Annotated in this window: 15 protein-coding genes; 12 read left to right on the top strand and 3 right to left on the bottom strand. The window is 71.6% G+C overall.

Annotated elements, in window-relative coordinates:
• Positions 1-7 precede the first annotated feature (7 nt).
• From mtnA to ACFW47_RS05085, 7 genes are all read left to right on the top strand, one after another.
• Positions 8-1,150, top strand: a complete 1,143-nt coding sequence (gene mtnA, locus ACFW47_RS05115; protein WP_386288485.1) for an S-methyl-5-thioribose-1-phosphate isomerase — start codon at positions 8-10, stop codon at positions 1,148-1,150.
• 4 nt (positions 1,151-1,154) lie between these two features.
• Positions 1,155-1,844, top strand: coding sequence for a two-component system response regulator MtrA (gene mtrA, locus ACFW47_RS05110; protein ID WP_191862447.1), 690 nt, complete (start codon positions 1,155-1,157; stop codon positions 1,842-1,844).
• 1 nt (position 1,845) lies between these two features.
• A complete protein-coding gene (gene mtrB, locus ACFW47_RS05105) occupies positions 1,846-3,924 on the top strand; it encodes an MtrAB system histidine kinase MtrB (protein WP_386288487.1) in 2,079 nt (692 codons plus the stop codon).
• Positions 3,914-5,752 carry an LpqB family beta-propeller domain-containing protein gene (locus tag ACFW47_RS05100; protein WP_386288489.1) on the top strand — a complete coding sequence of 613 codons (1,839 nt, stop codon included), beginning with the start codon at positions 3,914-3,916 and terminating at the stop codon, positions 5,750-5,752. The genes mtrB and ACFW47_RS05100 overlap by 11 nt, the downstream gene beginning before the upstream one ends.
• Positions 5,753-5,838: 86 nt before the next feature.
• Positions 5,839-6,753: a ComF family protein gene (locus ACFW47_RS05095; protein ID WP_386304799.1), complete on the top strand. Its 915-nt coding sequence runs from the start codon at positions 5,839-5,841 to the stop codon at positions 6,751-6,753.
• Between the two features lie 314 nt (positions 6,754-7,067).
• The gene (gene hpf / locus ACFW47_RS05090; protein ID WP_386288493.1) at positions 7,068-7,760 is read left to right on the top strand and encodes a ribosome hibernation-promoting factor, HPF/YfiA family; all 693 of its coding nucleotides are present in this window, start codon (positions 7,068-7,070) and stop codon (positions 7,758-7,760) included.
• Positions 7,761-7,984: 224 nt separating this feature from the next.
• Positions 7,985-8,743: a response regulator gene (locus ACFW47_RS05085; protein WP_386288495.1), complete on the top strand. Its 759-nt coding sequence runs from the start codon at positions 7,985-7,987 to the stop codon at positions 8,741-8,743.
• 27 nt (positions 8,744-8,770) lie between these two features.
• On the opposite strand, the gene ACFW47_RS05080 is transcribed toward ACFW47_RS05085, so the two are convergent.
• Together ACFW47_RS05080 and ACFW47_RS05075 are read right to left on the bottom strand one after the other, a co-directional pair.
• Entirely contained in the window at positions 8,771-9,946 is a 1,176-nt protein-coding gene (locus tag ACFW47_RS05080) for a winged helix-turn-helix domain-containing protein (RefSeq protein ID WP_386288497.1), read from the bottom strand.
• 56 nt (positions 9,947-10,002) lie between these two features.
• Positions 10,003-10,572, bottom strand: coding sequence for a GNAT family N-acetyltransferase (locus ACFW47_RS05075; protein WP_386288499.1), 570 nt, complete (start codon positions 10,570-10,572; stop codon positions 10,003-10,005).
• 277 nt (positions 10,573-10,849) lie between these two features.
• Here ACFW47_RS05075 and secA point away from each other — a divergent pair, with 277 nt between their 5' ends.
• Positions 10,850-13,696, top strand: a complete 2,847-nt coding sequence (gene secA / locus ACFW47_RS05070) for a preprotein translocase subunit SecA (RefSeq protein ID WP_386288501.1) — start codon at positions 10,850-10,852, stop codon at positions 13,694-13,696.
• A gap of 103 nt (positions 13,697-13,799) precedes the next feature.
• Here the strand turns inward: secA and ACFW47_RS05065 are convergent, their stop codons facing one another.
• Positions 13,800-14,531: an Rv3235 family protein gene (locus ACFW47_RS05065; RefSeq protein WP_386288503.1), complete on the bottom strand. Its 732-nt coding sequence runs from the start codon at positions 14,529-14,531 to the stop codon at positions 13,800-13,802.
• A gap of 328 nt (positions 14,532-14,859) precedes the next feature.
• Here ACFW47_RS05065 and ACFW47_RS05060 point away from each other — a divergent pair, with 328 nt between their 5' ends.
• The 4 genes from ACFW47_RS05060 to ACFW47_RS05045 all read left to right on the top strand — a co-directional run bounded on the left by ACFW47_RS05060 (position 14,860) and on the right by ACFW47_RS05045 (position 23,382).
• Positions 14,860-15,378 carry a DUF6912 family protein gene (locus ACFW47_RS05060; protein ID WP_386288504.1) on the top strand — a complete coding sequence of 173 codons (519 nt, stop codon included), beginning with the start codon at positions 14,860-14,862 and terminating at the stop codon, positions 15,376-15,378.
• A 101-nt stretch (positions 15,379-15,479) separates the two neighbouring features.
• A complete protein-coding gene (locus ACFW47_RS05055) occupies positions 15,480-16,154 on the top strand; it encodes an HAD family hydrolase (RefSeq protein WP_386288506.1) in 675 nt (224 codons plus the stop codon).
• 725 nt (positions 16,155-16,879) lie between these two features.
• A complete protein-coding gene (locus ACFW47_RS05050) occupies positions 16,880-21,820 on the top strand; it encodes an NAD-glutamate dehydrogenase (protein WP_386288508.1) in 4,941 nt (1,646 codons plus the stop codon).
• 113 nt (positions 21,821-21,933) lie between these two features.
• Positions 21,934-23,382: a hypothetical protein gene (locus ACFW47_RS05045; RefSeq protein ID WP_386304797.1), complete on the top strand. Its 1,449-nt coding sequence runs from the start codon at positions 21,934-21,936 to the stop codon at positions 23,380-23,382.
• Positions 23,383-23,542: the final 160 nt, after the last annotated feature.

The following is a 23,542-nucleotide window of genomic DNA, read 5'->3' as shown; positions in this document are numbered from 1 at the left end:
TGACCGCATGGCTGATCAGGACGCGCGAAGCGGCGAGGACAAACGGCCGACCGGGATCCCGGCACTGCGCTGGGAGGAACCTCCCGAGGGCCCGGTGCTGGTCCTGCTGGACCAGACCAGGCTGCCGGCCGAGGAGGTGGAGCTGGTCTGCACGGATGCTCCCGCGCTCGTGGAGGCGATCCGTTCGCTCGCCGTGCGCGGGGCTCCGCTGCTCGGCATCGCGGGAGCCTACGGCGTCGCGCTCGCCGCCGTCCGGGGCTTCGACGTGGCCGAGGCCGCGGACGCGCTCGCGGGGACCCGCCCGACGGCGGTGAACCTCGCCGCCGGCGTACGCCGGGCCCGGGCCGCCCACCAGGAGGCGCTCGCCAGGACCGGTGACGCCGGTCGGGCCGCCGCGGCGGCGCTGGCCGCCGCGCGGGCACTGCACCGGGAGGACGCCGAGGCCAGCGCCCGGATGGCCGCGCACGGGCTGGCGCTGCTGGACGAGCTGCTGCCCGCGGGCGGGCACCGGGTCCTCACGCACTGCAACACCGGTTCGCTGGTGTCGGGAGGCGAGGGTACGGCCTTCGCGGTGGCGCTCGCCGCGCACCGGGCGGGACGGCTTCGGCGCCTGTGGGTGGACGAAACGCGTCCGTTGCTGCAAGGTGCTCGCCTGACGGCTTACGAGGCGGCGCGCAACGACATGCCGTACACCTTGCTCACCGACAACGCGGCCGGTTCGCTGTTCGCGGCGGGTGAGGTGGACGCGGTGCTGATCGGTGCGGACCGCATCGCGGCCGACGGTTCGGTCGCGAACAAGGTGGGCAGCTACCCGCTCGCCGTGCTCGCGCGGTACCACCATGTGCCGTTCATCGTGGTGGCACCGGTCACGACGGTGGACCCGGACACGGCGGACGGGGCGTCCGTCGAGGTCGAACAGCGCCCCGGATACGAAGTGACCGAGGTCACAGCACCGCAGGTGCCGGTGACGGGAGCGGGAGGCGGGATTCCGGTGGCACCCCTGGGGACCCAGGCGTACAACCCGGCGTTCGACGTTACTCCGCCCGAGCTGGTGACGGCCATCGTCACCGAGGAGGGCGCGGTCTCGCCCGTGACCGCCGGGGCCCTCGCCGAGCTGTGTGCCAGGTCACGCCAGGTCACGATTAGCTAATGGGATGATGGCGTTTATGAAGGGACGAGTCCTTGTCGTCGACGACGACACCGCACTGGCCGAGATGCTCGGCATTGTGCTGCGTGGTGAGGGTTTTGAGCCATCGTTCGTAGCCGACGGCGACAAGGCGCTGGCCGCCTTCCGGGAGACCAAGCCCGACCTGGTGCTGCTCGACCTGATGCTGCCCGGCCGGGACGGCATCGAGGTGTGCCGCCTGATCAGGGCGGAGTCGGGTGTGCCGATCGTGATGCTGACGGCGAAGAGTGACACCGTCGACGTCGTGGTGGGGCTGGAGTCGGGCGCCGACGACTACATCGTGAAGCCGTTCAAGCCGAAGGAGCTGGTCGCCCGTATCCGGGCGCGCCTGCGGAGGTCCGAGGAGCCGGCACCGGAGCAGCTTGCGATAGGCGACCTGGTCATCGACGTGGCCGGTCACTCCGTGAAGCGGGACGGCCAGTCGATCGCGCTGACGCCGCTGGAGTTCGACCTGCTGGTGGCGCTGGCCCGCAAGCCGTGGCAGGTGTTCACGCGGGAGGTGCTCCTCGAGCAGGTCTGGGGCTACCGGCACGCGGCCGACACCCGACTGGTCAACGTGCACGTGCAGCGGCTGCGTTCCAAGGTCGAGAAGGACCCGGAGAAGCCGGAGATCGTGGTGACCGTCCGTGGCGTCGGTTACAAGGCCGGGCCGAGCTGACATGAGCAGGGACAGTGCCGCTTCGGCGCCCGGCCGGTCCGGGGCCCGCGCCGGACGGCCTGTCGGCCCCCCGCCCGCAGGTTCCCGCTGGAGCCGTCTGCTGGAGGGCGGGCTGCTGAACGGCGGGGTCCAGGGCAGCCCGGTGCTCCGGCTGTTCATGCGCTGGGTGCGCCGGCCGCTGCTGCCCGTCATGCGGCTGTGGCGGCGCAATATCCAGCTCAAGGTCGTCGTCACCACACTGCTGATGTCGCTGGGCGTGGTGCTGCTGCTCGGCTTCGTCGTGATCGGGCAGGTCCGCAACGGCCTGCTGGACGCTAAGGTGAAGGCGTCCCAGAGCCAGGCCACCGGCGGATTCGCGGTGGCCAAGCAGCGGGCCGAGGAAGATGCGGGCGTCACGGGTGACGACGGCGCGCCCGTCGGGGACGGCCGTCCCTCGCAGAACGTCATCCAGTGGATGAGTGAGCTGGTGAAGTCGCTCTCCAGCGGCGGCCAGGGCGCCTTCGACGTGGTCACCCTGCCCATGGGCGGGGAAGGAGGCAGCGGACGCGGCCCGCGCGCCTCCGGTGTGGTCAACTGGTCGGCCAGTGTGCCGGAGGAGCTCCGGGAGCGGATCGACAGCAGCACGGCGGCGGCACAGAGCTACACCCGGATCGTCTACGACTACGGCCAGCCCTCCCAGCCCGGCCTGGTCATCGGCAAGCAGGTCAACGACCCGAACGGTGAGCCGTACCAGCTGTACTACCTGTTCCCGCTCACGCAGGAGGAGAAGTCCCTCAGCCTGGTCAGGGGCACCCTGGCGACGGCCGGGCTCTTCGTCGTCGTCCTGCTCGGGGCCATCGCCTGGCTCGTGGTGCGCCAGGTCGTCACGCCCGTACGGATGGCGGCCGGCGTCGCCGAGCGGCTGTCCGCCGGGCGGCTGCAGGAACGGATGAAGGTCACCGGCGAGGACGACATCGCGCGGCTCGGCGAGGCCTTCAACAAGATGGCGCAGAACCTGCAGTTGAAGATCAGCCAGCTTGAGGACCTGTCACGGATGCAGCGGCGGTTCGTCTCGGACGTGTCGCACGAGCTGCGGACGCCGCTGACGACCGTGCGGATGGCGGCCGACGTCATCCATGACGCGCGCGTGGACTTCGATCCGGTGACCGCGCGGTCGGCGGAACTCCTCGCCGACCAGCTGGACCGGTTCGAGACGCTGCTCGCGGACCTGCTGGAGATCAGCCGCTTCGACGCGGGCGCGGCGGCGCTGGAGGCCGACGCGACAGACCTCCGGGAGGTCGTACGGCGGGTCGTCAGCGGGGCCGAGCCGCTCGCGGAGCGCAAGGGCACGCGGATACGCGTGGTCGGCGACCAGCAGCCCGTCGTCGCCGAGGCGGACGCCCGGCGCGTGGAGCGCGTCCTGCGCAACCTCGTCGTCAACGCCGTCGAGCACGGCGAGGGCAACGACGTGGTCGTCAAGCTCGCCGCGGCCGGCGGTGCCGTCGCCGTGGCGGTGCGCGACTACGGCGTCGGACTCAAGCCGGGCGAGGCCACCCGGGTCTTCAGCCGCTTCTGGCGGGCCGACCCGGCACGCGCGCGTACCACCGGCGGCACGGGGCTCGGCCTGTCGATCGCCCTGGAGGACGCGCGCCTGCACGGCGGCTGGCTGCAGGCCTGGGGCGAGCCGGGCGGTGGCTCGCAGTTCCGGCTGACGCTGCCCAGGACCGCCGACGAACCGCTGCGGGGCTCGCCGATACCGCTGGAGCCGACGGACTCGCGGCGCAACCGCGGGCTGGGGGACGCCGGTCTCGGTGAGGCCGCCGCGCCGCGGGACGCGGAGAAGGCGGCCACCGTTCCGGCACAGACGTCGGCCGGTCAGGCGACCCCGGCGTCCGCGCGGGGCCCGATTCCCTCGCGGCCGGCGACGGCGGCAGCCACCGCGGACCCGACGGCGCTGCCCGGCAACGGCGCACGCGTGGTGCCCCGGCCCCAGGCGGGCGCCCGGAGGCAGGACGACGGGCCCGCGCCGGAGGCGGCGAGCCGCCCGGACGCCGGGCCGGAGGAACCGAGCAGGCAAGGGGAGGCAACTCGTGGGCGCTGACCGCGGGGAAAGCGGCCGGCGGCCGGCACGCGCGGTGACGTACGCGGTCTGCGGCGTCGTACTGCTGGCGGGGTGTGCGTCCATGCCCGACAGCGGGGACCTGCGCGGGGTGGACTCCACGCCGCGGCAGGACCCCCAGGTGCGGGTGTTCGCGATGCCGCCGCGGGAGGACGCCCCGCCCACGGAGATCGTCCAGGGCTTCCTGGAGGCGCTGACCAGCAACGATCCGCAGTACGAGACGGCGCGCAAGTACCTGACGGGTGAGGCGGCCAAGACCTGGCGGCCCCAGCGGTCGACGACGGTGCTGGCGGGCGGGCCGGGAACGGAGACCGACCACTCGGGGAACCGGGAGGAGGCCAACGACTACTCGGTCACCCTGACCGGCACGCGGGTCGCCACGGTGGACGCGCAGCAGTCGTACACGCCGGCGGAGGGGGAGTACCGGGAGTCGGTCCACCTCACCCGGGCGGGCAAGAACCGGCAGTGGCGCATCGACGTGCTGCCGCAGGGCGTCATCATGGGCAAGTCGGACTTCCAGCGCACCTACATGTCCCTCAACAAGTACTTCTTCGCCTCGAACACCTCTCCCACCACGCGGGCCGGCACCAGCCGGCAGCCGGCGGCCGTCGCCGACCCCGTGTACGTGCGCCGACTCGTGGACCCGATGACCCAGGTGGTGGAGTCCCTGTTCAGCGGGCCGACGCGGCTGCTGGGGCCCGTGGTCAGGTCGAGCTTCCCGACGGGTACGGCGCTTGCGAAGACCGCCGACCCGCTGACGCCCGACGACCACAACAAGCTGACGGTGCCGCTGAACGACAAGGCGGCAGGCGTCGGCAGGGACAAGTGCGACGAGATGGCGGCGCAGCTCCTGTTCACCGTGCAGAGCCTCACTCCGGTGGTGGACGAGGTCGAGCTGCGCGCGGGTGGCGAGCAGCTGTGCTCGCTCACCGAGGACCGGGCCGAGACGGTCGCGATGCGCGGCTCGGCCCACCGGCCCGACTACCTGTACTTCGTCGACGACCGGGACCGCCTGGTACGCATCGCCGCCGGCAGCAAGGGGACGCGGGCCGAGCCCGTCCCCGGGGCGCTGGGCGAGGGCGTGGTGGGCCTGCGGTCGGTCGCGGTCTCGCGCAACGAGCACAGCGCGGCCGCCGTCGGCCTCGACAACAAGTCGCTGTACGTCGGCTCCCTGGTGTCGGGCGGCTCGCTCGGTGAGCCCGTGCTCGTCAGCAAGGGCAAGGCGGAGCAGGACCGGCTCACACCGCCGAGCTGGGACGCCCAGGGCGACCTGTGGATCGCCGACCGCGACCCGGCCGACCCCCGGTTGCTGCTGCTGAAGGAGGGCGCGGGCGAGCCGCTGGAGGTGCGGACCCCGGGCCTGGACGGGCGGATCCAGGCCGTGCGGGTGGCGGCCGACGGTGTGCGGATCGCGCTGATCGTGGAGAAGGACGGCAAGCGCTCGCTGCTCATCGGGCGGATCGAACGGGACGGGAAGACGGGCGGTCAGTCCGCGGTCACCGTCCTCGAGCTGCGCTCCGCGACTCCCGAGCTGGAGGAGGTCACGGCCATGTCCTGGGCCGGTGACAGCCGGCTCGTGGTGGTCGGACGCGAGCGCGGGGGCGTTCAGCAGATCGGGTACGTCCAGGTCGACGGATCCACCCCGGAGGTCTCGGTGCCCGCCGCGCTGACCGGGGTGAAGGAGATCGCCGCGACCGAGGACGAGACGCTGCCGTTGGTGGCGTACTCGGAGGACCTGATCGTGCGGCTGCCGTCCGGGCTGCAGTGGCAGAAGGTGACGGAGGGAACGGCGCCGGTCTATCCGGGGTGACGGTCCCCGCGGGTCAATCCCCCGTTTTCCACAGGCCGTTTTCCACAGGCCTGGTGGAGGCGTGCGGGCGTTGGCACAGTGGGGCCGTGCGGGAATGGTGGCGGGACCTCACGGACCTGGTGCTGCCGGCCGAGTGCGGAGGCTGCGGCAGGGCCCGGTCGGTGCTGTGCCCCCGCTGCCGTACGGCACTGAGCGGGGCCGCGCCGAGCCGGGTGCGGCCGGTGCCGGAGCCGCCCGGGCTGCCGGTGGTGCACGCGGCCGCGCGGTACGCGGACGAGGTGCGGGCCGCTCTGCTGGCCCACAAGGAGCGGGGCGTGCTGGCGCTCACGGCACCGCTCGGCGTGGCCCTGGCCGGGGCGGTGCGGGCGGGGCTCGCGGAGGTGTGGACGCGTGGCCGGGGGGCTCGGACCGGTGCCCGTGCGGAGGAGGCGGCCGTACGCGCGCGGTGCCCGGTGCTGCTCGTGCCCGTGCCGTCGCCCCGCCGGTCGGTGCGGAGGCGGGGACACGATCCGGCGCGGCGCATCGCTCTGGCGGCCGCGGGGGAGCTGCGGCGGACCGGGACCCCGGCCCGGGTGGTGCCCGTGCTGCGGCAGCGCCGCCCCGTGGCCGACCAGTCGGATCTCGACGCCCGGCAGCGCATGGAGAACCTGGCCGGCGCGCTCGCGGTGGTCCCCGGCGGTGGCCTGCCGCTGTGCGGCGGGCCGGTCGTCCTCGTCGACGACCTGATGACGACCGGGGCGTCGCTGACGGAGGCGGCGCGGGCCCTGCGCGCGGCGACGGCCGGAAAAGGGCCCCGCCTGTCTGAGCGGACGACGGGTCCGGGAACGTACTGGACGGCGAAATCGGCTGTGTATCCCCCGGCGGCAGGGGAAGGCAGAGAGGAACGGAAGGCCGGGCCCCGAATGGCGGGTCCGAACGGAGGCGGTGGCGTGATCGGTGAAGTGATCTGCGCGGCGGTGGTCGCGGCTTCGCCAGATTCTTTCGAAATAAACCGGAACTGACTGAGAACTTATGTCGTTGCAGGTGATGAGAGGATCAATTCACCGGAACGGAGGTACCCCGCGGTAGAGGGTGACGACATCCGTCCGGGCGAGATATGTTCGGTTGTGAGGCAAAGCAGCAGGCCACACCTCTTGAATCCGAATGCCGTGCTGCGGGTTTTCACCGTCATCACCCGCACTGGTGGAGTGGAGATCCCGCCCACGGGGGAGGAGGTGGACGTCACCGAGTCCGAGGTCCCGGGATAGACCGGGGCCTGGTGCAAAAGGGAGATGCTCCGCCGTCGAAGCGGAGTGATCCGGGAACGGAGTTCTGCGTGGACATCGTCGTCAAGGGCCGCAAGACCGAGGTGCCCGAGCGGTTCCGGAAGCACGTGGCCGAGAAGCTGAAGCTGGAGAAGATCCAGAAGCTCGATGGCAAGGTGATCAGCCTCGACGTCGAGGTGTCCAAGGAGCCGAACCCCCGGCAGGCCGATCGTTGTGACCGAGTGGAGATCACGCTCCGCTCCCGCGGTCCGGTCATCCGGGCGGAGGCGGCGGCGAGCGACCCGTACGCGGCGCTCGACCTGGCGGCGGAGAAGCTCGGTGCCCGGCTGCGCAAGCAGCACGACAAGCGCTTCTCGCGCCGCGGCGCACGCCGGATCTCGGCGGCCGAGGTCGCCGACCACGTCCCCGGCGCTGCGACGCTCAACGGGAACGGCGAGGTCGTCGCAGAGGAGCAGCAGGACGCGGTACCCACCAAGAAGATCGGCTCGCTCGAGGTCCAGGGCGACGGCCCGCTCGTCGTCCGCGAGAAGACCCATGTGGCCGCGCCGATGAGCCTGGACCAGGCGCTCTACGAGATGGAGCTGGTCGGGCACGACTTCTACCTGTTCGTCGACTCCGAGACGAAGGAACCCAGCGTCGTCTACCGGCGGCACGCCTACGACTACGGCGTGATCCACCTCACCACGGACACGATGGTCACCCAGGCGCACGCTCCCGAGGCGGGCGACGCGCTGGGCGGCTGACGACGCCGGACGACAGCGGAACCGGTGCCCCTGGAGCGTGTGTGCGCCCCCAGGGGCACCGGTGTGCGACGGTGCGCGAGGATGTGCGACCCCTTCGTGGCCCGCTGGTCACCCCGGTGTCGGCCGGGCATGGAATCATGGCGGCAACGGCCCAACCGGTGGGGCGTTGCTCTGGGTTGGCGATGGCTCAGGACCACGGGCCGCAGCCTTCAGGGGGAGGAACCATGGCGGAGACTTTCGGACCGATGCGGGGCGAGGGCGTCGACGACGGGATCGACGACCGGGCGGCCGGCACGGGCCCGGACGCGGCCTCCGTGCGCAAGGAGCCGATCAGGGTCCTGGTCGTGGACGACCACGCCCTGTTCCGCCGCGGTCTGGAGATCGTCCTGGCGGCCGAGGAGGACATCCAGGTCGTCGGGGAGGCCGGTGACGGCGCCGAGGCGGTGGAGAAGGCCGCCGACCTGCTGCCGGACATCGTCCTCATGGACGTGCGGATGCCCAAGCGCGGCGGGATCGAGGCCTGCACCTCCATCAAGGAGGTGGCCCCCAGCGCGAAGATCATCATGCTGACGATCAGCGACGAGGAGGCCGACCTCTACGACGCGATCAAGGCAGGGGCGACGGGTTACCTGCTCAAGGAGATCTCGACGGACGAGGTGGCCACCGCCATTCGCGCGGTGGCCGACGGGCAGTCGCAGATCAGCCCTTCCATGGCGTCGAAACTCCTCACCGAGTTCAAGTCGATGATCCAGCGGACCGACGAACGCCGGCTGGTGCCCGCGCCGCGGCTCACGGACCGCGAGATCGAAGTCCTCAAGCTCGTCGCCACGGGAATGAACAACCGGGACATCGCCAAGGAACTGTTCATCTCGGAGAACACCGTGAAGAACCACGTGCGCAACATCCTGGAGAAACTGCAGCTGCACTCCAGGATGGAGGCGGTGGTCTACGCGATGCGGGAGAAGATCCTCGAGATCCGCTGAAGGCCGAGGCCGCAGCGGTCGGCGCGGTCAGGCGAGCAGGCGGGCCAGTTCTGTCGTGAGTGCCTCGCGCAGCTCCGGAGCGTCGACCCGGTCCACCCGTACGTCCGTGCAGTCCACCCAGCCCGCCGCCTCGACCAGGGCCTGCGCCACCGGCGCCGCGGCCTTGGGGCCGTCCAGTGTGACCTGCTTGGCGACCAGGGTGCGTCCCTCGCGCGCCGGGTCCACTCGGCCGACGAGCCGGCCACCGGCCAGGACAGGCATCGCGAAGTAGCCGTGCACCCGCTTCTGCCTGGGCACGTAGGCCTCCAGGCGGTGGGTGAAGCCGAAGATCCGCTCGGTGCGGGCACGCTCCCAGATCAAGGAGTCGAAGGGCGAGAGCAGCGTCGTGCGGTGACGGCCGCGCGGGGGTGTCAGCAGGGCCTCCGGGTCCGCCCAGGCCGGTCGGCCCCAGCCCTCCACCGCGACCGGGACCAGGCCCGAGTCGGCGATCACCGCGTCGACCTGCTCGGCCTTGAGGCGGTGGTAGTCCGCGATGTCCGCGCGCGTGCCGACGCCGAGGGACCGACCGGCCAGCCGGACCAGGCGGCGCAGGCACTCGGTGTCGTCCAGGTCGTCGTGCAGCAGCGCGGCGGGGACGGCGCGCTCGGCCAGGTCGTACACCCGCTTCCAGCCGCGGCGCTCGACGCAGACCACCTCGCCGTACATGAGCGCGCGCTCGACGGCGACCTTCGTGCCCGACCAGTCCCACCACTCGCTGGTCTTCTTCGCGCCGCCCAGGTCCGTCGCTGTGAGGGGGCCCTCGGCGCGGAGCTGCTTGACGACCTGGTCGTAGACCCCGTCGGGGAGGTGGTGGTTCCAGTGCGGGCGGCTGCGGTAGGCGCGGCGGCGGAAGGCGAAGTGGGGCCACTCCTCGATGGGGAGGATGCAGGCGGCGTGGGACCAGTACTCGAAGGCGTGGGCGTCTCTCCAGTAGGCGTCCTCGACGGTCTTGCGGCCCACCGCGCCCAGGCGGGCGTACGGGATGAGTTCGTGGGAGCGGGCGAGGACGGAGATGGTGTCGAGCTGCACCGCGCCCAGATGACGGAGGACGCCGCGGACGCCCGCGCGGCGGTCGGGGGCGCCGAGGAAGCCCTGTGCGCGGAGGGCGATGCGGCGGGCCTCGTCGGCGGAGAGTTCCGTGCTGGGGGGCGGGAGGGTCGTCATACGTCGGCACGATAGGGGGTGGGTCTGACAGTGGGCGGCGCCGCGGCAGGCGCCGGTCAGGTTCGTGCGGGCAGGTACGGGGCCGTCGACGGGAGGGAGAGGTCCGAGGGGAGGAGGGAGCCGATCCAGGCGTCGCGGCGGGTGCCCTTGTTGTTGATCGCGGAGCGCAGCGTGCCCTCCATGGTGTAGCCCGCGCGCTGGGCCACCGCGCGGGATGCCGTGTTGCCGACCTCGGCACGCCACTCCAGGCGGTCGATCGCGCGCTCGGTGAAGGCCCAGCGGGAGACGCGGACGGCGGCCTCCGTGACGTAGCCGTGGCCGCGGTGTTCCTTGGCACCCCAGAACCCGATCTCGCCGACGCCCAGGGAGATCATCGTGACGCCGAGCATTCCCACCAGGTCCCCGGCGGGGAGGAAGAGGCCGAAGGTGAACATCGAGGCGTTCGCCCAGCCGTCGGGGACCATCTGCTCCGTGAAGCTCCGTGCGTGCTCGTGGAGGTAGGGCGAGGGGATCGTGGTCCAGCGCTGGATGTCGGGATCCTGCGCGGCGGCGTACACGGCCTCGGTGTCCTGGGGGCCCACCGTGCGCAGGACGAGGCGGCCGGTGGTGAGCGTGACAGGTTCCATCGGCCGATTCTGCGCGGCGGTCCGCGGTGGGCGCCAACTTTTTGCCGTGCGTGAACAGACGGTCACTTTTCGCGCGATTCGCCGACGGGTGCGGCACCATCCGCGGTGCCCGGACGTTGAACCCGATGACAGCAGACCGGAAGCTGGATGAAGGAGCACACGGTCCCCGTTACAGCGGGCTCCCGGGCCGGCGGGGTCCTCGCATACGATGGCCGTTGCTCAGTACGTCACAGGAAATCGACCGTCCCAGGCCCGACCGGCAAGGAGACCAACCCCCGTGTCCGTCCTCTCGAAGATCATGCGTGCAGGCGAAGGCAAGATCCTGCGCAAGCTGCACCGCATCGCGGACCAGGTCAACTCCATCGAAGAGGACTTCGTCGACCTCTCCGACGCCGAGCTGCGGGCCCTCACCGATGAGTACAAGCAGCGCTACGCCGACGGTGAGAGCCTGGACGACCTGTTGCCCGAAGCCTTCGCCACCGTCCGCGAGGCCGCCAAGCGCGTCCTGGGCCAGCGCCACTACGACGTGCAGATCATGGGCGGCGCGGCCCTGCACATGGGATACGTCGCCGAGATGAAGACCGGTGAGGGCAAGACCCTCGTCGGCACCCTGCCCGCCTACCTCAACGCCCTGTCCGGCGAGGGCGTGCACATCGTCACGGTCAACGACTACCTGGCCGAGCGCGACTCCGAGATGATGGGCCGTGTCCACAAGTTCCTCGGGTTGAACGTCGGCTGCATCCTGGCCAACCAGACGCCGGCCCAGCGCCGCGAGATGTACGGCTGCGACATCACCTACGGCACGAACAACGAGTTCGGCTTCGACTACCTGCGCGACAACATGGCCTGGTCCAAGGACGAGCTCGTCCAGCGCGGCCACAATTTCGCCATCGTCGACGAGGTCGACTCCATCCTGGTGGACGAGGCCCGTACGCCGCTGATCATCTCCGGCCCGGCCGACCAGGCCACCAAGTGGTACGGCGACTTCGCCAAGCTGGTCACCCGCCTGAAGAAGGGCGAGGCCGGCAACACCCTCAAGGGCATCGAGGAGACCGGCGACTACGAGGTCGACGAGAAGAAGCGCACCGTCGCCATCCACGAGTCCGGCGTCGCCAAGGTCGAGGACTGGCTGGGCATCGACAATCTCTACGAGTCGGTGAACACCCCGCTGGTCGGCTACCTGAACAACGCCATCAAGGCCAAGGAACTCTTCAAGAAGGACAAGGACTACGTCGTCATCGACGGCGAGGTCATGATCGTCGACGAGCACACCGGCCGTATCCTCGCCGGCCGCCGCTACAACGAGGGCATGCACCAGGCGATCGAGGCGAAGGAAGGGGTGGACATCAAGGACGAGAACCAGACGCTCGCCACGATCACCCTCCAGAACTTCTTCCGCCTCTACAAGCGTCACGACCACAACGGCAAGGAACTGCCCGGCCTGTCCGGCATGACCGGTACGGCGATGACCGAGGCCGCCGAGTTCCACCAGATCTACAAGCTCGGCGTGGTGCCCATCCCGACCAACCGGCCGATGATCCGCAAGGACCAGTCCGACCTGATCTACCGCACCGAGGTCGCGAAGTTCGAGGCGGTCGTCGACGACATCGAGGAGAAGCACCGCAAGGGCCAGCCGATCCTCGTCGGCACCACCTCGGTCGAGAAGTCCGAGTACCTCTCGCAGCAGCTGAGCAAGCGCGGCGTCCAGCACGAGGTGCTCAACGCCAAGCAGCACGACCGGGAGGCGACGATCGTCGCCCAGGCGGGCCGCAAGGGCTCCGTGACGGTGGCCACCAACATGGCCGGCCGCGGTACGGACATCAAGCTCGGCGGCAACCCCGAGGACCTCGCCGAGGCGGAGCTGCGCCAGCGCGGCCTCGACCCCGAGGAGCACATCGAGGAGTGGGCCGCGGCGCTGCCCGCCGCCCTGGAGCGGGCCGAGCAGGCGGTCAAGGCCGAGAAGGAAGAGGTCGAGAAGCTCGGCGGCCTCTACGTGCTGGGTACCGAGCGGCACGAGTCACGCCGTATCGACAACCAGCTGCGCGGTCGCAGTGGCCGTCAGGGCGACCCCGGCGAGTCCCGCTTCTACCTCTCCCTGGGCGACGACCTGATGCGTCTGTTCAAGGCCCAGATGGTCGAGCGCGTGATGTCGATGGCGAACGTCCCGGACGACGTGCCGATCGAGAACAAGATGGTCACGCGCGCGATCGCGTCCGCGCAGTCCCAGGTCGAGACCCAGAACTTCGAGACCCGCAAGAACGTCCTGAAGTACGACGAGGTCCTCAACCGGCAGCGCGAGGTCATCTACGGCGAGCGGCGCCGCGTCCTGGAGGGCGAGGACCTGCAGGAGCAGATCCAGCACTTCATGAACGACACGATCGAGGCGTACGTCCGCGCGGAGACCGCCGAGGGCTTCCCGGAGGACTGGGACCTCGACCGGCTGTGGGGCGCCTTCAAGCAGCTCTACCCGGTGAAGATCACCGTCGAGGAGCTGGAGGAGGCGGCCGGTGACCGGGCCGGACTGACCGCCGACTACATCGAGGAGTCCATCAAGGACGACATCCTCGAGCAGTACGAGGCACGCGAGAAGCAGCTCGGCTCCGAGATCATGCGTGAGCTGGAGCGCCGGGTCGTGCTCTCGGTCCTGGACCGCAAGTGGCGCGAGCACCTCTACGAGATGGACTACCTCCAGGAGGGCATCGGCCTGCGCGCGATGGCGCAGAAGGACCCGCTGGTCGAGTACCAGCGCGAGGGCTTCGACATGTTCCAGGCCATGATGGAGGGCATCAAGGAGGAGTCCGTCGGCTACCTGTTCAACCTGGAGGTCCAGGTCGAGCAGCAGGTCGAGGAGGTCCCGGTCGAGGACGCGGCGCCGTCGCTGGAGAAGGGCGCGCAGGACGCCGTCCCGGCCCAGGCGGGCGCGCGCCCGGAGATCCGCGCCAAGGGCCTCGACGCCCCGCAGCGCCGGAACATGCACTTCTCCGCGCCGACCGTGGACGGCGAGGGCGGCGTCGTCGAGGGCGACTTCACCACCGACGAGGAGCCCGCGCGCTCCTCGTCCGACGGCCTCACCCGCGCGGAGCGCCGCAAGCAGGCCAAGGGCGGACGCCGCCGCAAGAAGTGACCGTGCGGTGCCTGCGGGCACCGTGGCCGCCGAAGGGCCGGACGCCTCCGTGCGTCCGGCCCTTCGGCCTTTCCCGGTGAGGGGCTCAGCCGTCGCGCAGGGCTCAGTCGTCGTCCGTGCGCGGCCTGCGGGGACCGCCCAGTTCCACCGCCGTGCAGCGCCAGCGCAGGTCCCGGCCCTGCTCCAGGCGGAAGGCCATCGCGCGCAGCTGGTCGCCCGCGCCGATGCGGGCGAATACCTCCAGGGCGCCCGGCCGCGGCTCGAAGTAGCCGATGTCACGGACGACGGGGAGGGTGCCGCGCGTGCGCAGGGGGCCGCGTTCGGCGAGGTGGGCCAGTTCGTCGTAGGCACGTCCGGCGGTGTGGCGGAGCATCGAGTGGACGGGGCGCCGGCCGCTGAGCACGTTGAGCAGCAGCTCGGCGAAGCGGTCGGTCGGGCGGAGCTGCGGTACGGGGCGGCGAGGGGTCTGGGCGGGCACGACCGGCCCTGCCGCGGGCGGAGCCTCCCGTCGTACGGCCGGGGCGGCCGAGCCCGGCAGAGCGGCGCCGGCAGCCGTGCGCGCACCCGTCCTGGAGGCGCGGCCCGGCCCCGTCGAGGGCGGGCGGGTGTCCGCCGGCCGCGTCCGGGCCCGGGGGGACCTGGCCGGGGAGCCCGGCGGACGGCCACCGGCTGCCGTGGACCGTACGGCGCCGCCGCCGGGCCTGCGGGGCGGGGCGGCGCCGGGGAGGCGCGACGCGGACTCCGTGGGGGCGAGTGCCGTGGCGGTCGGCGCCACGGCGGTGGCCGGTGCGAGGCCGAGCGGGCGGGACTGCGTCCTGGTCATGACCTTGCGCATGGGGGCTCCCCGGTTTGACGGCCCGGCTGGTACCGGGCAGTAACTTGCGGTCGAGGATCTTGTACGGCGCGGCGGAACGGTGCGGCAAGGAGGAGCGTGACCCGGTCGGCGGCCCGGCGGGTTCACCTATCCGGGTGGTCGAGGCCTGGCAGGGCCCGGCGTGGTGCGGGGCCACCGGGTGAGTTCCGGGACGGAAGTGGACGCGTCAGACGTCACGGGTGGGGACTCGAAAGGGGACACCCGCACGTATCCTGAAGGCCCTCCCAGGCCCTTCCGGACACTTCCCGGGCACCCCGGCGGAGTCCCCGACCACGAAAGCGGCAGCCTCATGCGCGTCTACGTTCCCCTGACCCTCTCCGGTCTCGCCGAGGCGCACAGGACGGGACAGCTGGGAACCGGGCCGCTCGTCGCCCACGCCGTTACACCGGCGCTGCGCGAGTGGTACCTCTCGGACGACATCGAGGAGCTGGAGTACGCCGCGCTCAACCGGGCCGCGCTGGCCTCGCTGCGGCTGCTGGCGGCCGACGCCGGGGCGCCGCGGCGCCGGGTCGTGGTCGCCGCCGACGTGCCCGACGGGGCGGTCACCGCCGACCCGGACCGCGGGCCCGACCCCGCCGCGCTGGGCGAGGTGCGGGTGGCCGGGCCCCTGCCGCTGGCCAAGGCGGCCTCGGTGCACGTCGACTCCGCCGACGCCGGGGCGGACGTGGCCGCCGCGGCCGGGGCCCTCGCGGCGGCGGACGGCGGGGACGGCGACGCCCAGTTCGTGGTGGACGGGGCGGAGGACCACGAGCTGCTCTGGTACGCGACGCAGGAGATCGCGAGCCTGGTCGAGGGCGCGGGCGACTGACGCCGCGGCGACCGACGTCGCTGCGCCGACCTCCCTGGGCTGACGTCCGTGTCCGAGGCGGCCCGCCTTGATTGTCAGTGGCGGCGGGTACGTTTTCCGGCATGGGGATGCAGACAGGGGCGCACATCGTCTGGGACTGGAACGGGACGCTGTTCCACGACAACGACGCGATCATCGGTGCGACGAACGCGGCCTTCGCCGAGCTGGGGCTGTCGCCGATCACGCTGGAGCAGTACCGGGCGCTGTACTGCGTGCCGGTGCCGAAGTTCTACGAGCGGCTGATGGGGCGGCTGCCCACCGACGCCGAGTGGCAGCTCATGGACTCGACCTTCCAGCGCCACTACACCGAGCACCGGGTGCGGTGCGGGCTCACGGAGGGCGTGGCGCAGCTGCTCGCGGACTGGGGCTCGGCGGGACGCAGCCAGTCGATTCTCAGCATGTACGGGCACGACGAGCTGGTGCCGCTGGTCAAGGGCTTCGGGATCGAGTCGCACTTCATACGCGTCGACGGGCGGACCGGCCCGTCCGGAGGCAGCAAGGCGGAGCACATGGTGCGGCACATCGCGGAGCTGTCCGGTTCGGCGGGCGTCGATCCCGCCCGCACGGTGGTGATCGGGGACGCCGCGGACGACGCGGTGGCCGCGGGGCGGGTGGGGGCGCGGGCGGTGCTCTACACCGGGGGTTCGCACAGCCGGGCGAGTCTTGAGGGGGCCGGGGTGCCGGTCGTGGACACGTTGGCGGAGGCGGTCGTGGAGGCGGCGCGGTTGGCGGCGTGACGTCCGGGATGCGCCGGGTGCGGGTGCCGGTGCGTGTCGTTGGCTGAGCGGTGACCGGCGTCCGTGTGGGCGCGGGGGCGGTGCGCAGCCCGGCGCTGACGGGGTGCCTCCCCCACTCTCGGCTTCTCCCCCACGCTCGGCTTCTCGCGCGGGAGGGGCCCCAGAGCGGGAGGTGCCCCCACCGCCCGCCCGTGCCGCCCCTGGGGTGCCTCCCGAGGCCGTTCAGGCACCGGGGGAGCGCGACTGCCCGCAGCCAGGCGGGCACGGCCGCTGTCCGCAGTTGCGCCGGGGCGGTGTCTCTGTGCAGAACGTCAAAGTCTGGGTCCTGGTTTTGTACACATACGGGTCGTGACGGGAGCCCGGCGGGGGGCGATAGCCTTGTGGCGTGATCAGCGCGATAGCTCGCGGGGGCACCGTTGCCTCCGCCCTGCGCCCGGTGAGCACGGACGACATCCGTGTCCGGGCGGCGGTCGCTGGTCTTCGCGGGCGGGACGGGGCATCGAAGGCCCCCGGTACGACGTCGCGCACTCCCCGGACGGTGACGACGAGAGCGACGTCACACCTGGTGAACGTGGCGACATTGGCTGATATGCCCCCGCTCCTCTCACCTTGCGGCATAGCGTCTGAACGGACCGGACACCCCGTGTCCCGAGGACGTGCCGGAAGGCAGGAGACCGTACTTCCTTCAACGTCACGCAACGGCGCGCGACAGGAGCCAGAGGACAATGCAGACCAAGCTGGACGAAGCCAAGGCCGAGCTGCTCGAAAGGGCCGCGCGGGTAGCTGAGAACAGCCCGGTCGGGGGGCACCTACCGACTGGGACGACGGACGAGGGCACGCCGGGCACCCCGGACCAGGCATCCGTGTTCGCGTTCCTGAGGCGCTACTACCGGCACACCGCCCCGGAGGACCTGACCGACCGCGACCCGGTCGACGTCTTCGGAGCCGCCGTCTCGCACTACCGGCTGGCCGAGAACCGCCCGCAGGGCACCGCGAACGTGCGGGTGCACACCCCGACCGTCGAGGAGAACGGCTGGACGTGCAGCCACTCCGTGGTCGAGGTGGTCACCGACGACATGCCCTTCCTCGTCGACTCCGTGACCAACGAACTGACCCGGCAGGGCCGCGGCATCCACGTCGTGGTCCACCCGCAGATCGTGGTGCGGCGCGACGTCACCGGCAAGCTCGTCGAGGTGCTCACCGGCGGCCCCTCCTCCGACCTGCCGCACGACGCGCACGTCGAGTCCTGGATCCACGTCGAGATCGACCGCGAGACCGACCGCGGCGACCTGAAGCAGATCACCGCCGACCTGCTGCGCGTCCTCAACGACGTCCGCGAGACCGTCGAGGACTGGGGCAAGATGCGCGACGCGGCCGTCCGCATCGCCGAGCGGCTGCCGGACGAGCCGACCCCCGCCGACCTGCCGCCGCGGGAGCTGGAGGAGGCCCGCGAGCTGCTGCGCTGGCTGGCCGACGACCACTTCACCTTCCTCGGCTACCGCGAGTACGAGCTGCGCGGCGACGACTCCCTGGCCGCCGTCCCCGGCACCGGCCTCGGCATCCTGCGCTCCGACCCGCACCACGCGAGTGACGAGAGCCACCCGGTCAGCCCCTCCTTCGAGCGGCTCCCGGCCGACGCCCGGGCCAAGGCCCGCGAGCACCGGCTGCTGGTGCTGACCAAGGCCAACAGCCGGGCGACCGTGCACCGGCCGTCGTACCTGGACTACATCGGCGTCAAGAAGTTCGACGAGAACGGCAACGTCGTCGGCGAGCGCCGCTTCCTCGGGCTCTTCTCCTCCGCCGCCTACACCGAGTCCGTCCGCCGGGTGCCGGTCATCCGGCGCAAGGTGGAGGAGGTGCTGGAGCGGGCCGGGTTCTCGCCCAACAGCCACGACGGCCGGGACCTGCTGCAGATCCTGGAGACCTACCCGCGCGACGAGCTGTTCCAGACGCCGCCCGACGAGCTCCAGTCCATCGTCACCTCCGTGCTCTACCTCCAGGAGCGGCGCCGGCTGCGGCTCTACCTGCGGCAGGACGAGTACGGGCGCTACTACTCGGCCCTCGTCTACCTCCCCCGCGACCGCTACACCACCGGCGTCCGGCTGCGGATCATCGACATCCTCAAGGAGGAGCTCGGCGGCACCAGCGTCGACTTCACGGCCTGGAACACCGAGTCGATCCTGTCCCGGCTGCACTTCGTGGTCCGCGTCCCGCAGGGCACCGAGCTGCCGCACCTGTCCGACGCCGACAAGGAGCGCGTCGAGGCCCGCCTGGTCGAGGCCGCCCGCTCCTGGGCCGACGGGTTCGCCGAGGCGCTGACCGCCGAGTTCGGAGAGGAGCACGCGGCGGAGCTGCTGCGCCGCTACGGCAGCGCCTTCCCGGAGGGCTACAAGGCCGACCACGGCCCGCGCTCCGCGGTCGCCGACCTCGGTCACCTGGAGCGGCTCGACGAGGACCGGACGTTCGCGCTGAGCCTGTACGAGCCGGTCGGCGCCGCGCCCGAGGAGCGCCGGTTCAAGATCTACCAGAAGGGCGGCACGGTCTCCCTGTCCGCGGTGCTGCCGGTGCTCAGCCGGCTCGGCGTCGAGGTCACCGACGAGCGGCCGTACGACCTGCGCTGCGCGGACCGCACCACGGCCTGGATCTACGACTTCGGCCTGCGCATGCCGAAGTCGGTGGCCGGCGGCGCCGAATACCTGGGCGACGACGCCCGCCAGCGCTTCCAGGAGGCCTTCGCCGCGACCTGGAACGGGCAGGCGGAGAACGACGGCTTCAACGCCCTGGTGCTCAGCGCCGGGCTTACCTGGCGGCAGGCCATGGTGCTGCGCGCGTACGCCAAGTACCTGCGGCAGGCCGGGTCGACCTTCAGCCAGGACTACATGGAGGACACCCTCCGCAACAACGTCCACACCACGCGCCTGCTGGTCTCCCTCTTCGAGGCGCGGATGGCCCCGGAGCGCCAGCGCGCCGGGCGGGAGATCGTCGACGCCCTGCTCGAAGAGGTCGACGCGGCCCTCGACCAGGTCGCCAGCCTCGACGAGGACCGCATCCTGCGCTCCTTCCTCACCGTGATCAAGGCGACGCTGCGGACGAACTTCTTCCAGAAGACGAGCGACGGCAGGCCGCACGACTACGTCTCCATGAAGTTCGACCCGCAGGCCATCCCCGACCTGCCCGCGCCGCGTCCGGCGTTCGAGATCTGGGTGTACTCGCCGCGCGTCGAGGGCGTGCACCTGCGCTTCGGCAAGGTCGCGCGCGGCGGTCTGCGCTGGTCGGACCGCCGGGAGGACTTCCGTACCGAGATCCTCGGCCTGGTCAAGGCGCAGATGGTGAAGAACACCGTCATCGTGCCGGTCGGCGCCAAGGGCGGCTTCGTCGCCAAGCAGCTCCCGGACCCGAGCGTCGACCGCGACGCCTGGATGGCCGAGGGCATCGCCAGCTACAAGACCTTCATCTCGGCGCTGCTCGACATCACCGACAACATGGTGGCCGGAGAGGTCGTGCCCCCGGCCGACGTCGTCCGGCACGACGAGGACGACACGTACCTCGTCGTCGCCGCCGACAAGGGCACGGCGAAGTTCTCGGACATCGCCAACGAGGTCGCCGAGTCCTACAACTTCTGGCTGGGCGACGCCTTCGCCTCCGGCGGCAGCGCGGGCTACGACCACAAGGGCATGGGCATCACCGCCCGCGGCGCGTGGGAGTCCGTCAAGCGGCACTTCCGGGAGCTGGGCGTGGACACCCAGACCCAGGACTTCACCGTCGTCGGCATCGGCGACATGTCCGGCGACGTGTTCGGCAACGGCATGCTGCTGTCCGAGCACATCCGTCTGGTCGCCGCATTCGACCACCGGCACATCTTCGTCGACCCGAACCCGGACTCGGCCACCTCGTACGCCGAGCGGCGCCGTCTGTTCGAGCTGCCGCGCTCCTCGTGGGAGGACTACGACACCGCGCTGATCTCGGCGGGCGGCGGCGTCTTCCCGCGCTCGGCCAAGTCGATCCCGGTCAACGCCCACATGCGCGAGGCCCTCGGGATCGAGTCCGGCGTCACCAAGATGACTCCGGCCGAGCTGATGAAGGCGATCCTCAGCTCCCCGGTGGACCTGCTGTGGAACGGCGGCATCGGCACGTACGTCAAGGCGTCCACCGAGACCAACGGCGACGTCGGCGACAAGGGCAACGACGCCATCCGCGTCGACGGCAAGGACCTGCGCGTCCGGGTCGTGGGCGAGGGCGGCAACCTGGGCCTGACCCAGCTGGGCCGGATCGAGTTCGCCCGCACCGGCGGAAAGATCAACACGGACGCCATCGACAACAGCGCGGGCGTGGACACCTCCGACCACGAGGTGAACATCAAGATCCTGCTCAACGGTCTGGTCAAGGACGGCGACATGACCGTCAAGCAGCGCAACAAGCTGCTGGCCCAGATGACCGACGAGGTCGGCGCGCTGGTCCTGCGCAACAACTACGCGCAGAACACGGCGATCGCCAACGCGCTCGCCCAGTCCAACGACATGCTCCACGCCCAGCAGCGCTTCATGCGCCACCTGGTGCGCGAAGGCAGCCTCGACCGGGCCCTGGAGTTCCTGCCCACCGACCGCCAGATCCGTGAACGCCTCGGCGCCGGACAGGGCCTGACCGGCCCGGAGACGGCCGTGCTGCTGGCGTACACGAAGATCACGGTCGCCGAGGAGCTGCTGCACACCTCGCTGCCCGACGACCCGTACCTCAAGGGCCTGCTGCACGCCTACTTCCCGACGGCGCTGCGCGAACAGTTCCTGGACCAGATCGACGGCCACCCGCTGCGCCGCGAGATCACCACGACCGTCCTGGTCAACGACACGGTCAACACGGGCGGTACGACGTACCTGCACCGGATGCGCGAGGAGACGGGCGCGTCGCTGGAGGAGATCGTGCGGGCGCAGACCGCGGCCCGGGCGATCTTCCGCTCCTCCCCGGTGTGGGACGCGGTGGAGGCGCTGGACACCAAGGTCGAGGCCGCCGTCCAGACCCGCATCCGGCTGCACTCGCGGCGCCTGGTCGAGCGCGGCACGCGGTGGCTGCTCAACAACCGGCCGCAGCCGCTGGAGCTGGCCGAGACGGTGGACTTCTTCGCCGAGCGTGTCGAGCAGGTCTGGGCGGAGCTGCCGAAGCTGCTGCGCGGCGCGGACGCGGAGTGGTACCAGCACATCTACGACGAGCTGACCGCCGCCGGAGTGCCGGACGAGCCGGCCACGCGGGTCGCCGGTTTCTCCTCGGCCTTCCCGACGCTGGACATCGTGTCGGTGGCCGACCGCATGGGCAAGGAGCCGCTGGACGTCGCCGAGGTGTACTACGACCTCGCCGACCGGCTGAGCGTCACCCAGCTGATGGACCGCATCAGCGACCTGCCCCGTAACGACCGCTGGCAGTCCATGGCCCGCGCGGCGATCCGCGAGGACCTCTACGCGGCGCACGCGGCGCTCACCGCCGACGTGCTGGCGGCCGGCAACGGCACGTCGACGCCGGAGCAGCGGTTCAAGGCGTGGGAGGAGAAGAACGCGGCGATCCTCGGCCGGGCCCGCACCACGCTGGAGGAGATCCACAACTCGGAGGCGTTCGACCTGTCCAACCTGTCCGTGGCCATGCGGACGATGCGGACGCTGTTGCGCACGCACTCGTGACGGCGTGATGCCGTAGCCGCACGGCTGTGCGAGGCGCCCCGGGTCGAGTGACCCGGGGCGCCTTCATGTCCGGTACGCCCGTTCTCTTCGGAATCTCCGCATAAGGTGACGGGGTGACTGGGCGTCTCTGGACCGCACGCGTCGCCGCGCTCGTCCTCCTGCTGCTCCTGCTCCTGGCCGTCGTCCGGCTGCCCTGGGCCGGCGACCTCGGCATCCACGCGGCCACCGTCGAACGACTGCGTCACAGCCTGACCGACCCCGGCAACCCCCTGGTCGACGCGGACACGCCGAGCCCGTACTACTCGCCGTGGACGGTGCTGCTCGGTGCCCTGGCCAAGCTGACCGGGTTCTCGGTCTTCGTCGTGCTGCGGATCGGGGCGCTGGTGGCGCTCGGGGTGCTGGTGACGGGGGTGTGGCGGTACGTCCGCACGCTGAGCGGGCACCCGGCGGCGCCGCCGCTCGCGTTGCTGTCCCTGGTGCTGCTGTGGGGCACGGAGGAGTTCAGCTGGAGCGGCTTCCTCGGCCTCCACTCCCTGGCCCTGACGGTGGCCTATCCGAGCGTGCTCGCGCTCGGCCTCGCGTTCCACCTGTGGGCGTGGCCGGCGCGTCGGCCGGCCGGCCGGTGGGTCTGGGCCGGGTGCGGGGTGCTGTGGGCGGTGATCCTGCTCGTCCATCAGTTCTCCGGGGTCGTCGCCACGTTGGGCGTGCTCGCCGTGGTGTCCGGCTCTCGGGCGGGGTGGCGGGTCTGGGGCCGGCTGGGCGGGGGCCTGGTGCTGGGGGTGGTGGTGCTGTGGGCCTGGCCGTACTACGACTTCTTCGCCCTGCTCGGCGCGGGCGACGGGATGAACGCGGTGCACCGGTCGCTGTACCGGGATCTGCCCGGGCGGTACTGGCTGGTGCTGGCGGGGGTGGCGGCGCTGGGGGTGCGGTGGTGGCGGGACCGGCGTGACGTACTGGTGCTGTTCTTCGCGCTGGGCGCCGTGGTCTTCGTGGCGGGCGGGGTGAGCGGGCACTGGTCCTGGGGCAGGGCGCTGCCCGCCGCGCTGATCCCGGCGCAGCTCGCGGTGGCGCTGGAGGTGGTCGGGCCGGGGCGGCGGGCGGCGCGGACGGTGTGGGCGTGCGTGCTGGGCGCGGCGCTGGTGGTGGGGGCGTGGGCACAGGCGGGGACGCTGGGGTACGTGGCGGACCGGGGGCTGCTGCCGGGGGTGGTCGAGGCGAAGTACCGGGAGCCCTGGACGGGGTACCACTGGATCACGCCGTGGGTGGGGTACGGCGACGTGGTCATGGCGCGGAAGTTTCCCTCGCGGCAGATTCCGGCGTACGGGGCGTACACCGTGGCTCCCGGGTACCCCGACTTCTTCCTGCGGGACGAGGGGGAGCGGGCGGGGGCGGTGCGGGCGTACTTCTCGCAGGGGGCGGCGGGTGGTGTGCGGCGGGGGATCGTGCGGGAGTACGGGGTGCGGTGGGTGGTGGACCGGGGGGACGGGCTGCGGGGGGCTGAGGGGTTGCGGCGGGTGGCGCGGGGGCCGGACGGGGAGGTGCTGTACGCGGTGGTGGGGTGAGCGGGGTTGGTGTGGCCGTCGGGCGGGTGCGCGGCCCGGCGTTGCGGGGTGCCTCCCCCACTCTCGGCTTCGCTCGGGCGGGAGGCGCCCCCACCGCCCGCCCGTGCCGCCCTGGGGGTACCTCCCGGGCCGTTCAGGCACTGGGGGAGGCACGACTGCC

Origin of the sequence: Streptomyces sp. NPDC058796, assembly GCF_042745235.1 — a bacterium.
GTDB lineage: Bacteria > Actinomycetota > Actinomycetes > Streptomycetales > Streptomycetaceae > Streptomyces.
Note: the sequence above shows the minus strand (reverse complement) of the source record. Positions and strands in the feature narration are given on the sequence as shown.